The following is a 12,703-nucleotide window of genomic DNA, read 5'->3' as shown; positions in this document are numbered from 1 at the left end:
CCTCCTCCTATAGTAAGTCGTTGAATTGGCTCTGTGGATGAAATACGCCATATACCTCTGCTCGGATGAGTATTTTCCGGGCCCATTCATAGTGAGGTTTCATTTCATTCATTTTATTTGCATATTCACTTTTTTGAACGCCTACTGTCCCTGCCTGATTTCCCATAACATCTAGTGCATCCAGATACTCTTCATGCGTAACCACATGCATGGCGTTTACTATATTGATATGGGTTGGATGAATGATGGTTTTACCAATCAATCCATTTAAACGATCTAGCTGTATCTCCCTGATCAGTCCCTCGGTAGTTGCTGTCATTTTTCTTGTCAGCATATTGCCTACCTCATAATTTTGAGACATCGGGGAATCAAAATATTCCCACACGCTGCCAGATAGAACAAATGGATTCTCGCTTCTTCCAAAAACATTCAAAATATCAGCTAAACAGTCTCTTACAATGACAATATCATAGAGGCTTGTTTGCTGGGTACGGCGAATTCCATAAAGACCTGAGAAATCAGTAGTACCAATACGGACATTTAAAATAGCATCGTAATGCTTAATCAATTTTTCTCTGATCGTCAGCAGGGTATCATGTCTTTTTTCTTTATATAAAATATCGCTCGTCTCTAAAATAGGCATTCCATAAAGTAAATACCCCTTAGTTCTTTGCGCTGCCAGCTCTCCTAGATATGCATCGGCATTATGCACAGAGAATTTCGGAAATACATAGCCTGTCAAATAGTGCTGTAGTGAACCGAGCAAGGATGTTACCTCCCCTAATTGCTCAGGGTTCCGCGGTCTTACAAATAATAATGGCAACTCATCGTGGGTAATTGCTCCTTGTTCAATCGCAGCTGCTAATATTTCAAATGTTTCATGTAAATTGTTTAATGCGGCTGTTACATGTAAATCACCTACCGCATCCTCCAAATCAATAACGACCGATGTCAAATTAGGGAACTTTCTGATAATTAAATCCTGTGCAATCCTCGGCTTTGTAGCGGGCATGTATAGAGCGGCTCCCAAGCAATAAGCAAGGTACTCCCTAGCAGTATTTTTTGAAAAAAGGGTAGGCTGCTTATAAAAAATAGTCGTTAGATTTTCTTGAGGTAGTCCCATAAAAAAACGCATATAAAACCTCCATTTGAAAAGAAAAAGCCGCCCCCTTTCGGAACGGCCTCCTTTGTACTTTATTAAAGTGAGCAAAATGAGAAGCTAATTACACTGATAAACCGTATGCTCGGACTAAAGCAGCCAATCCGCCCTGATAGCCCGATCCTACCGCATTGAATTTCCAGTCTTGATTGTGGCGATACAGCTCACAGAACACGACTGCCGTTTCGATAGAGAAATCCTCCCCTAAGTCAAAACGGAGCACTTCGTTATTTGTATCTTCATTTACCAATCGTACAAATGCATTAGTAACTTGGCCAAAGTTCTGACGGCGTGCCTCTGCATCATGGATTGTTACCGTAAACGCTATACGGTCTACAGAAGACGGAACTTTCGATAAATCGACTTTAATCTGCTCATCGTCTCCGTCTCCCTCACCTGTACGGTTATCTCCTGTATGGATGACGGAACCATCTGTACTTTGTAAGTTGTTATAGAAGATAAAGTCTAAATCATTACGGCATTTTCCATCTGCTCCAAGCATAAAGACAGATGCATCCAAGTCAAAATCCTGGCCGCCGTCGAAATTCTTTACATCCCAACCTAAACCAATGATAATTCGCTGTAGGGATGGATCATTTTTAGTCAGGTCAATACGCTGCCCTTTGCTTAATTGAATTGCCATATGAATCCTCCTCTTACCCTACCTGTAAACCAAAGTCGTTACATAAGGCAGCAAGACCACCTTGATAGCCAGAACCGATTGCTGAGAATTTCCACTCTCCACCATGACGGTATAATTCACCTACTACAAGTGCTGTTTCGATAGAGAAATCTTCACCTAAGTCATAACGGATTATTTCCTGTCCGTTAGCATCATTTACGATACGGATAAAGGCATTCGATACCATACCGAAGTTTTGATTACGGCTTTCCGCATCATGAATTGTTACAGTGAATGTAATTTTTTGGATAGTAGATGGTACTTCATTCAATGTCACATATACTACTTCATCATCGCCATCGCCGTCGCCTGTCAAATTATCTCCTGAGTGGACAACTGATCCGTTTCCACCCGTTGTGTTGTTATAGAAAACGAAGTCGCTTGGATCTTTTACTTTCCCTGTTTCATCCAACAGGAAAATAGACGTATCAAGATCGAAGTCGTTTCCGCCATCATATTTGTTTGTATCCCAGCCTAAACCAATCATCACTTTTTGCAGACCTGGATTTGTTTTCGTTAAATCAACTTTTTGACCTTTTGCTAATGAAATTACCATTTTTTACTTCCCCCTTTTTATTATGTAAATCGGGCACAGACTTCGCCAAGCTTCTTATCCTGCGTAGCGGTACCTGTTGCACCGAATTTCCATTCGTTATTATGACGATAAATTTCCCCCGTAATAAGGGCTGTTTGATTTTGATAATCTTCCGATAAATTATAGCGAATTAATTCATTATTTGTCCCCGGCTCTAAGACACGGATATACGCATTACGAATCATACCGAAATGCTGCTGACGGCTTTGCGCCTCATAAATGTTCACTACGAATACTAATTTATTAAATTGCGCTGGCACGGCACTTAGATTAATTGTGATTACTTCATCATCGCCATCCCCATCGCCAGTTAAATTATCTCCTGAATGTACGACTGACCCGCATGCACTCGCTTTTCTGCCAAAGTAGACAACATCCTCCTGACGAGCAAGCTTATCATTTTGCAGCATTAAAACAGATGCATCACAGTCGATATTGGGCTTTGAACTGCCTCCGCCTCCGAAAAGACCGCCTAAAAAGCCGCCTCCGCCGCTTTTTTGTTCAACCGGATCCCAGCCGAGTCCAACGACGATTTTACTTAATCCAGCGTTTCCTTTTGTTAAATCAACACGCTGACCTTTTTGAAGATTTACTACCAATCGAGCACACTTCCTTCCGTTCAAATTATCCAACAATTAAATATTACCATTTCTAATAACGCATTTCCAAAAAATGCTCCACCTTTTAAAAGTCTCTGCGCTTCATCCGATCAAGAATATTTTTTAAGGAAAGACGTTTAGTTTCTTTCGGTGCTTTCTTTTCCTGCAAAATTTCTTTTAATGTTAGATGGAATTCGATTTTTTCCAGTCTATGTGTCATCACGAGCGGCTCAGTCAGAAAGAGCTCGATATTCGTGCTTCCGCCTGGTGAGAAAATAAAAACATCAAACCCTAAAAACGCTAAAAATACTAATAAAACAGCATCCCCTCGCTGCATCTTTGCATCTTCTTCAATGAACAAAACGTATTTCGGGTTCTCGTAGCTATAGTCAAATTGACGGTAAAGCCGAAGTGTTTCTTCCTGCAGCTTGAATAGCTGCCCCATAATATACCCCTTGTAGTCCACATCTGATTCATGCGGCAGCCGCTCCACGATTTTCAAATCGATTAAACGGATAATTGTTTTTGCTATATTGCGCTGGTTCGCGACTGGCAGCTCCTTGTATGGCCAATTGCGCATCTCAATCATTTTCTCAGCATCCAGCTCCCCATTTGTGCTCGCATCCTGAACATAGTACTGCATGTTCGCCCGCTGCGGCTCAATCAATGGGAATGTATGAATGATTTGAGAAAGCGGGTTTTCTTTCAATCGTTTCAGCTGATCTACATATTCCTGCAAATTCGCTGCGACCCCGTCTATTTTTCCAAAGATGACTGGAAGATATACATATTCATCATCCGCATCGAATCCTTCCCTGTGCTCCATTTTCGCTTCGCTAACGATGAACATTTCATCATAGGTCGTATTCAGCATGACTGCACGTGTTTCATGGTCAAGGTATTTCCACGGATAATTGAGTTTTGAAGACTCATAGAAGTTTTGTTTCATTGTTTCATACGTCCGCGCTGTTACCGTCTGAACCTGAAGCGGCTTTTCATGAGGAAACTCAAATAATATACTCGTAGTCGCAAGCTTTGTTGCTGGCACTCCAAAAAGACCGTACTTCTCTAATGGATTTTCTCCTGTAGGTTCAAAAATTACAACATCACACCCGAACAAATAAAGGAAGTAAACGAAATATGCCTCACTTTCCGTCATCGGTCCATACCAAAGGATTTTTGGCATCTGTTCCTCAAATTGCACTTCCTGCATCCAAAGAGGGAAATAGTGCTTTGACCATTTCACTAAATCTAAGAAAATGCGTTGAAGATTGGGATGGGATAGTCTAGGATATTTTTGGTCCATCAGCTCCAGCCATTTTTTAAAAGCATCTACCATCTGCTGCTTGTATGGCGTGGCCGTCAAAGGAAGTAATTGCCGGGCTGCAAAAAAAGCCAGCATTCGGTTTAAGGATAACGGCGACTGTTTATGTATTTGTAGGATGTTTACAATCTCTGTTCGTGTCTCAGCATCGATTGCTTTCGGTAAAGAATCAAACAGTAACGTCCAGCCAATCGGCAATGATTTCAGATTATATAAATATTCCTTCATCGTATGCTCATCGTCGAAAATACCGAGCATAACCTGGGCGATTCGCGTGTATTGAATTGTTGTACCGGTTTTTGTATAGATAGGTCTCGATGCTAACGGTTGCGTAATGATACTCTCCCATTGCTGTGCTGACGGGTCAGTATAATCGAGTGGTTGAAATATGATCACTAGGCTCACCTCTTTTATTTAGCAAATTCATTTAAATTATACTTTATTTTATACGACAAGAGTATGAATCGCTCTTCTAACGTCTGAATTTTTTTACAACTTTTTCCTCGGCAAAAAAAGGAGGCTTATTAAGAAGCCCCCTTATCATTACAATGTACGTTCTTTTCCCTTTTTCGCAAAATGAATAAGAATCGTAACAGCGAACGCGATAATTAAAATAGCGAAGAATGCATAATTAGAGATATGAATTCCTACGATGCTCAGCAGCATCTTCAACGCAATGATTCCGATTAAAATAAACGCTGTCGTTTCCAATTCCGGAATTTTATCGATTAATGTAACGAAAAATCCAGCAATAGTACGCATCATTAAAATCCCAATCATCCCGCCGATTAACAGTACCCATACTTTATCTGAAATAGCGAATGCCGCCAAAATGGAGTCAACAGAGAAGGCAATATCCATTAGTTCAACAGAAATGACTGTCGCCCAGAAAACACCAAATACCCGTACAAGCCAGCTCTGCTTATTAAATTCCTTTCCTTCCTCTCCATCATTCGATTTTTTAATGAAATGAGAAATAGAAATCCACGCCAGGTAGGCTCCACCCAATAACTTGATAAACCAGAATTTCACGAGATATACACCAATTCCGATAAACAAAAAGCGGAAGAAATAAGCCCCGATCAATCCGTAAAGCAATGCCTTTTTACGCTGTTTTTCTGGTAAGTGTTTCACGAGAATCGCCAGAACAAGGGCGTTGTCAGCTGATAAAAGCCCCTCAATGATCACTAATGAAAAAATAAGCCCCCAGGAGACAGGGTCTGTCAATACTTCAACCCACATATGCCAATCAAAAAACAACGCATATGTGTGTAATATTTGATTAATAACGTCCAAATTTAATCCCCACCTTATATTTCGCTGAAAATTACTTACTAGAGCGTATTTAAATAGTAGTATATATTTATTTTCAAAACCACCAGCTTGTAAATAACTAGAAAATAATTTACCTAATTAAGTAATTAGAAACATTACATCAATTATACTATCCGTCTGATCATCGCTCTCCTCTATACTGATAAACTTTATACAACAGATTGCCGGCAATCCTTCACCACATTACTGCCCTACTTAGTGATTCAAATTATGTAGGAAAAGCTTCTACATTTTTGGTGCACGTATTCTCTATTTAGGACAATACATAGCACTTCTCTATTCCCTTTACAGCCCTATAGTTAATCCTTTCTAAAAAAAGCTGGAGAAGCGGTGTACACTGCTTCTCCAGCTTTTTATAATAGCCAGCTATTTATAGTATTTTCCTAAAGCATCATCTTATATAATAAAAAAATGCTTTTAAATAAAGAATATATTTAAGTAATAGGCGTATCGTACTTTTCACTTTCCTATCTTACACTCACGATTCCACTAGCGGCCTTTCATCGGCAGGTGCATTATACACCTGCATATCCAGCTCTCCTGTAAGCCGTGCAGTGGTTACACCGGCTGTCATAGAGCCGCTTACGTTTAATGCTGTCCTCCCCATATCAATTAATGGTTCAACAGAGATGAGAATACCTGCAAGTGCCAGAGGTAAATCTAATGCCGAGAGAACGAGAATGGCGGCAAAAGTGGCACCCCCGCCTACTCCTGCAACACCAAACGAACTAATGGCTACTATCAACACAACAGAGGCCAAAAATGTTGGATTAAGGGGGTCAATTCCAGCCATAGGGGCAATCATTACAGCTAACATAGCCGGGTACACCCCCGCACATCCATTTTGGCCGATAGATAGGCCAAATGAGCCGGAGAAGTTTGCGATTCCCTCTGGTACACCGAGCCGTTTTGTCTGCGTCTGAATATTCATCGGCAGCGTACCCGCCGATGTCCGGGAAGTAAAGGCAAACAACAAGGTTTCCGCTGTTTTTTTCACATATGTGAGCGGACGCAAACCTGCAGCAGACAAAATAAGTAAGTGGATAATGAACACAATGAAAAGTGCTGCATAACTGGCTACTACAAATCTGCCTAACGCATAAATAGCGTCAAAATCACTTGTCGCTACAGTCCTTGCCATAATCGCAAGGATGCCGTACGGTGTGAGTCTCAGTACAATACGTACTACTCCCATGATTAATGCATGAAGAGCATCAATACCCTTTGTAATCGCTGCAGCGTTATCCGGCTCTCTACGTGCAAGTTGAAGATAAGCAAATCCTAGAAATGCTGCAAATATAACAACAGCAATAGTAGAAGTAGCACGAGCACCGGTTAAATCATAAAATGGGTTGGCTGGGAACAGCTCTAAAATCTGCTGCGGCAAGGTTGCCCCCTGCATCGTTTCAGCACGCTCAACCAATGCCTCTCCCCGGGCCAATTCTTCTTCTCCCTGTATAATCTGGTCTCCCTGTAAATCAAATACGACCGTTGTTCCGATTCCTATTACTGCCGATATAGCGGTGGTACCGATCAGTAACGCTAAAATTAACAGGGCCATCTTTCCTAAATTTCCTCCAGCTGCCATCTTTGTAAAAGCTGCTAAAATGGAAATGAATACAAGTGGTATAGCAATCATCTGCAACAATTTTACATAACCATTTCCTACTATGTTATACCATGGCATACTGTTAACAATTTCTTCAGAGCTGGCACCATAGAGAAGCTGTAATGCTGCTCCAAGGACTACACCAAATCCAAGGCCGATCAATACAAGAATCGAAAATTTGACGCCTCTTTTCTTCAGACTATAAAGTACAGCCATTAATACCAGCAGTAACCCCACATTGATCAGTATGATAATATTCACCTAGCTTCCTCCTAAACATTTTCTGCTATCATATGCAGACCTCTACACAATTCATACAAAACAGGTAAGATTTATAGTTAGACTAAATTTTATTAAAAAGCTCGAATAGAGCGCTTTCATTATGAACATTTTTTAAATTATTAGAATAAAGGGAATTCTAGAGACATTTTTTCTGAATTTTATGATAAAATGAGTCAATGTTTTGAATATGGAGGTTACATATAGATGGAAGAAGTTGCTCAACAAAAAACTGTCGCGGTGGAAAACGTGCTGATTGCCCATCACTTTTTAAAAGATGTTGTGGTGCATACCCCGCTTCAAAAAAATGAATATTTGTCCGAAAAGTACGGTGCAACCATTTACTTCAAGCGTGAAGATCTGCAGCATGTGCGCTCATTCAAACTGCGCGGGGCTTATTATAAAATAAAAAAAATTGAGGCAGAGGCACGTGAAAAAGGGGTTGTGTGTGCAAGTGCCGGCAATCATGCCCAAGGAGTTGCTTATGCATGTGCTCACTTGAAAATCCATGCCAAAATCTTTATGCCAAAAACTACCCCAAAGCAGAAAATCGGCCAAGTTCGCATGTTCGGACGCGATTACGTGGAAATTATTCTTGCCGGCGATACATTCGACGATTCAGCAGCTAGTGCTACTGCGTATTGTGATGAGCATGATATGATTTTCATCCATCCATTTGATGACCTAGATGTAATAGCTGGGCAAGGCTCAGTAGCTGTTGAAATTATGAATGATATTGAAGAGCCAATTGATTTTATTCTCGGCAGCATCGGCGGAGGCGGCTTGATGGCCGGGGTTTCTGCTTACGTGAAGAACCTTTCTCCTAAAACCCGTGTAGTAGGTGTAGAGCCCGCGGGCGCAGCGAGTATGAAGGCAGCGTTGTCGAAAGGCGGACCTACCTCCCTTGATGGGATTGACAAGTTCGTGGATGGTGCGGCAGTTCAATGTGTAGGTCAGGAGACGTACACTATATGCCAGCATTATTTAGACGATGTAATTTCTGTACCAGAGGGAAAAGTATGTACAACTATTTTAGATTTATATAACAAGCATGCAATCGTAGCTGAACCGGCAGGAGCTTTACCTGTAGCAGCGCTTGATTTTTATGCAGACCAAATTCGAGGCAAATCTGTCGTCCTTATCATTTCGGGAGGAAACAATGATATCGGTCGTATGCAGGAGATCAAAGAGAAGTCGATGTTATATGAAGGATTGCTATATTACTTCATTGTCAATTTCCCACAGCGTGCCGGTGCGCTTCGCCAATTTTTAACGGAAGTGCTGGGTCCTACAGATGATATCACACACTTCGAATATACGAAGAAAAATAATAAAGAAAGCGGTCCTGCCATTGTTGGAATCGAAGTACTTAACTGCTCAGACTATCCAGAGCTCCTTGAACGGATGAAGACAAACGGCTTTGAATATAAAGAAGTAAATAAAGACAGCACTTTATTCGGGCTGCTCATATAAAAAGTTCCCCCTACCATATAGGGGGTTTTTTTATGGGCCTTTATTTTATCAGCGTTTTTTACACATTTACCGGCGATTTTTAAAATTTACCGGCGATTCTACTCATTTTATCAGCGGATTTTCAAATAACATCATTCTGTCGGCGACCTAAACCATGAAACTGAGTTGTCCTGCAATATAAATAAAACATCTATTTAATTTGTAACATTATTTGTCCTATTGCCGAAAACCCTGTGCGTATGACAGATAACTGTCATTATTGCCTATTCTCTATCAGTACGGCAGTTTCTCTGCAAAATGAAAATTTTGGCGAAATTTATTTCCCGGGTAATTATTCCATTTACCCTGTTCTTCATTATTCGCCAATTCCTGCATATAAGAAAAAACTTGGCACAAATGTCCGAACAATTCTACACTGCACTTTCTTATCTATTCAAAAAAGCGCCCTATCAGCTAGGACGCTTACATACCATATTTATTACCCTAATAATGCACGGTCTGAATTCATCTTTTCCCCGCGGATGTGCTCGAATTCCGCCATCAAATCAGGAATAGTCAGCCCCGGCTTTTTGTCTTCGCCGACTTCTAGAATAATCTGGCCTTTATCCATCATGATCAGGCGATTTCCAAGGTCAAGGGCTTGCTGCATATTGTGTGTAACCATTAATGTAGTTAAATTATCTGCTTCGACAAGCTCTTTCGTTAATTTTGTAATTAAATCTGCTCGTGAAGGGTCAAGGGCTGCCGTATGTTCATCCAGCAAAAGGATAGATGGTTTTGTAAATGTTGCCATTAATAAGCTCAATGCCTGACGTTCGCCTCCAGATAACAGACCAACTTTAGCCGTTAGACGGTTTTCCAAGTTTAGGTGAAGCCGCTCCAAAGAAGTGCGGAAAAAGTCGCGGCGCTTTTTATCCACCCCAAATCGGAGACCACGCTTTTGATTGCGTGAATACGCAATCGCAAGATTTTCTTCAATCGTCATAGCCGGAGCTGTACCAGCCATCGGATCTTGAAACACACGACCAATAAAATGAGAACGCTTATATTCCGGAAACCTTGTTACATCATTGTTATCAATCATAACGGAACCAAAATCCGGCGTAAGAGCACCGGAAATCATGTTCATCATTGTCGATTTCCCTGCACCATTACTCCCAATGATTGTAACAAAGTCACCGGGTGCTAGACGAAGGTTAATATTCTCCAGGGCAACCTTTTCATCAGGAGTGCCTTCATTGAAAATTTTGTTGATTTTATCTAATTTAAGCAAGCGGGTTGCCTCCTTGCTTTACAGGTGCCGGTATATGTGCAGCATTTCGTTCTGCAATACGCTTCGCCTTTCTCTTTTTTTCTTTCTGTTTATCTAACATTTGAGGCGCCACTAATGCCAAAATAACGATAAATGCTGTAATTAGTTTCATATCGCCTGTATCCAGGAAGTCAATACGCAGTGCAAATGCATAAATCATTCGGTAAATAATAGCTCCAGCCACTACTGCAAATGTCGTGCGCACAATCGTTTTCGTTCCGAAGATTGCTTCTCCAATAATAACTGAGGCAAGCCCGATTACGATCATCCCCACACCCATTTGAATATCGGAAAATTTCGAGTACTGAGCAATGAGTGCCCCTGCAAACGCGACCATCGCATTCGACAAGCCAAGCCCTAAAATAATCAGTCCATCCGTATTGGCAGAAAAGCTGCGAATCATTCGTTTGTTATCACCCGTGGCTCGGATTGCCAGACCGACTTCTGTCTTTAAGAACCAGTCAGCAATAAACTTAATGATTATCGTAATAACAAGAACGACTAACACAGTCCCATATGTTGTAGGTACTGACTCAAGGCCCGTTGCGCGAAGCATATTGCTGATAGCTTCATCAATGCCCAGGCTGCTCCAGAAGCTCTGGAACATAGTAAAAATAGTATCCGTATTCAGCAGCGGTACGTTCGATACGCCCGCTCCCCCATCACGCGTCATCCCCATAATCCGTAAGTTAATGGAATACAATGCAATCATCATTAAAATCCCTGATAACAGCGGATTTATCTTTCCTTTTGTGTGTAAAAGTCCTGTCATACATCCTGCAATAAATCCAGCTACTATTGCGACCAATGTAGCAACGATCGGGTTATAACCAAGCACGATCATCATCGCTGCTGTGGCTGCACCTGTTACAAAGCTGCCATCAACCGTTAAATCCGGAAAATCCAACACTCGGAATGTCAAATACACTCCGAGCGCCATAATTGCATAGATGATCCCTTGCTCAACAGAACCAAATAGAGCTGTAAACATGTTGAATCATCCCCTTTTATTATTCACTAATCTCTGCGTTCCAAGATTCTTTCACTTCAAGCCCTAGGTTCTCTGCAGCCGCTTTATTAATTACCAGCTTCAGATTACCAGGGTATGTTGCCGGAATTTCACCTGGAGATTTTCCTTCTTTCAGGATTTGAACTGCTTTTTCTCCTGCCTCATAGCCGATGTCGAAATATTCAAAACCGTAAGCACCTAGACCACCACGCGCTACAGAATCCATTTCTCCTACCATCAATGGCAATTTATTGGCATTTGCTACGTCGATGACCGACTCAAGTGCTGATACAACCGTATTGTCTGTGATAATATATAGAGAATCGACTTTACCAAGCAATGATTCTGTTGCCTGCTTTACTTCAGCAGATGTCGATACAGCTGCTTCCACCAATTCAATTCCTTCTGCTTCAAGCGCTTGCTTTACTTGCTCCACTTGTGCAATTGAGTTTTGCTCACCTGTGTTATACACCGTACCTACTTTTTCTGCGCCAAGCTCATCCTTTAAAAATGTAACTGTATTAGCGATTGTATCAGGATGCAGGTCAACTGTTCCCGTTACGTTACCACCCGGTGCCTCCATAGATGCCACTAATTCAGCCCCAACCGCATCTGTTACCGATGTAAAAATGATTGGAATATCAGCTGTCGCAGATTTTGCAGCTTGGGCAGATGGTGTAGAGTTTGCGAAGATTAAGTCAACCCCATCACCTACTAATTTTTGAGCAATAGTAACAGTTTGACTACTGTCACCGCTTGCTGAATTAAATTGATACTCCACTTCAAGTCCTGCATCTTCAAGTGCCTTTTGGAATCCTTCATATGCTGCATCAAGTGATGGGTGCTCTACAATTTGCGTTACCCCAATGACATATTTCTCTGTATTATCAGAAGATGATCCTGTCTTCTCCTGATCAGTCGCAGAATCTGAATCACCACCGCATCCCGCAAGCATTAAAGCAAGTGCAGCCGATGATAAAAATGAAACTTTCTTCCATGTTAATGCCATTCTAAAGTCCCCCTAGAACTATTTCTCTATTTTATGCTTTACCGATTCAACTTACCAAAGTGTGAATGTATCGCTATCTTACATGCATATTTTCAGATAGTCAATAAGATTATGAATTTTCAGATTAGATAGCATTACTCATTGTTTATTTAATTAATATTTTTATGCTATATAAAATGTAAAAAATAAAAAAAGACTATTTTTTTATCAAAATAATATTTTGTCAATTTTCTAAAAATTAATAATAGAACAATTAATTTTGAATGATCTTCTGTTATTTGACGCCCCGCTTCTGCTATATTAAAATATTACTCTGTG

Annotated in this window: 11 protein-coding genes; 1 reads left to right on the top strand and 10 read right to left on the bottom strand. The window is 40.9% G+C overall.

What is annotated here, in order from left to right:
• Nucleotides 1-7: 7 nt before the first annotated feature.
• The 7 genes from AA0Y26_RS01955 to AA0Y26_RS01925 all read right to left on the bottom strand — a co-directional run bounded on the left by AA0Y26_RS01955 (nt 8) and on the right by AA0Y26_RS01925 (nt 7,519).
• Nucleotides 8-1,123, bottom strand: a complete 1,116-nt coding sequence (locus AA0Y26_RS01955; protein ID WP_413368009.1) for an HpcH/HpaI aldolase/citrate lyase family protein — start codon at nt 1,121-1,123, stop codon at nt 8-10.
• A gap of 100 nt (nt 1,124-1,223) precedes the next feature.
• Nucleotides 1,224-1,802 (bottom strand): TerD family protein, encoded by a 579-nt coding sequence (locus AA0Y26_RS01950; RefSeq protein ID WP_413364637.1) that lies wholly within the window; start codon nt 1,800-1,802, stop codon nt 1,224-1,226.
• Between the two features lie 13 nt (nt 1,803-1,815).
• Nucleotides 1,816-2,397: a TerD family protein gene (locus AA0Y26_RS01945; protein WP_413364635.1), complete on the bottom strand. Its 582-nt coding sequence runs from the start codon at nt 2,395-2,397 to the stop codon at nt 1,816-1,818.
• A gap of 20 nt (nt 2,398-2,417) precedes the next feature.
• Nucleotides 2,418-3,035, bottom strand: coding sequence for a TerD family protein (locus tag AA0Y26_RS01940; protein WP_413364633.1), 618 nt, complete (start codon nt 3,033-3,035; stop codon nt 2,418-2,420).
• 85 nt (nt 3,036-3,120) lie between these two features.
• On the bottom strand, nt 3,121-4,755 hold the full coding sequence (locus AA0Y26_RS01935) for a YceG family protein (protein WP_413364631.1): 1,635 nt from the start codon (nt 4,753-4,755) through the stop codon (nt 3,121-3,123).
• Between the two features lie 147 nt (nt 4,756-4,902).
• Complete coding sequence (locus AA0Y26_RS01930) at nt 4,903-5,655, bottom strand: TerC family protein (RefSeq protein WP_413364629.1); 753 nt, start codon at nt 5,653-5,655, stop codon at nt 4,903-4,905.
• Nucleotides 5,656-6,172: 517 nt separating this feature from the next.
• Nucleotides 6,173-7,519 (bottom strand): L-cystine transporter, encoded by a 1,347-nt coding sequence (locus AA0Y26_RS01925; protein WP_413368007.1) that lies wholly within the window; start codon nt 7,517-7,519, stop codon nt 6,173-6,175.
• Nucleotides 7,520-7,789: 270 nt separating this feature from the next.
• Here AA0Y26_RS01925 and ilvA point away from each other — a divergent pair, with 270 nt between their 5' ends.
• Complete coding sequence (gene ilvA / locus AA0Y26_RS01920; RefSeq protein WP_413364627.1) at nt 7,790-9,055, top strand: threonine ammonia-lyase IlvA; 1,266 nt, start codon at nt 7,790-7,792, stop codon at nt 9,053-9,055.
• Nucleotides 9,056-9,533: 478 nt separating this feature from the next.
• Here the strand turns inward: ilvA and AA0Y26_RS01915 are convergent, their stop codons facing one another.
• Genes AA0Y26_RS01915 through AA0Y26_RS01905 form a run of 3 tightly spaced genes read right to left on the bottom strand, consistent with a single transcriptional unit; the run spans nt 9,534 to nt 12,385 of the window.
• Nucleotides 9,534-10,328: an ABC transporter ATP-binding protein gene (locus tag AA0Y26_RS01915; protein ID WP_413364625.1), complete on the bottom strand. Its 795-nt coding sequence runs from the start codon at nt 10,326-10,328 to the stop codon at nt 9,534-9,536.
• Nucleotides 10,321-11,358 carry an ABC transporter permease gene (locus AA0Y26_RS01910; RefSeq protein WP_413364623.1) on the bottom strand — a complete coding sequence of 346 codons (1,038 nt, stop codon included), beginning with the start codon at nt 11,356-11,358 and terminating at the stop codon, nt 10,321-10,323. The genes AA0Y26_RS01915 and AA0Y26_RS01910 overlap by 8 nt, the downstream gene beginning before the upstream one ends.
• A gap of 19 nt (nt 11,359-11,377) precedes the next feature.
• Nucleotides 11,378-12,385, bottom strand: a complete 1,008-nt coding sequence (locus tag AA0Y26_RS01905; RefSeq protein ID WP_413364621.1) for an ABC transporter substrate-binding protein — start codon at nt 12,383-12,385, stop codon at nt 11,378-11,380.
• Nucleotides 12,386-12,703: the final 318 nt, after the last annotated feature.

The sequence above is a fragment of the Lysinibacillus canaveralius genome, from assembly GCF_047301505.1.
Taxonomy (GTDB): domain Bacteria; phylum Bacillota; class Bacilli; order Bacillales_A; family Planococcaceae; genus Lysinibacillus_B.
This window is presented reverse-complemented; position numbering and strand designations above follow the sequence as displayed.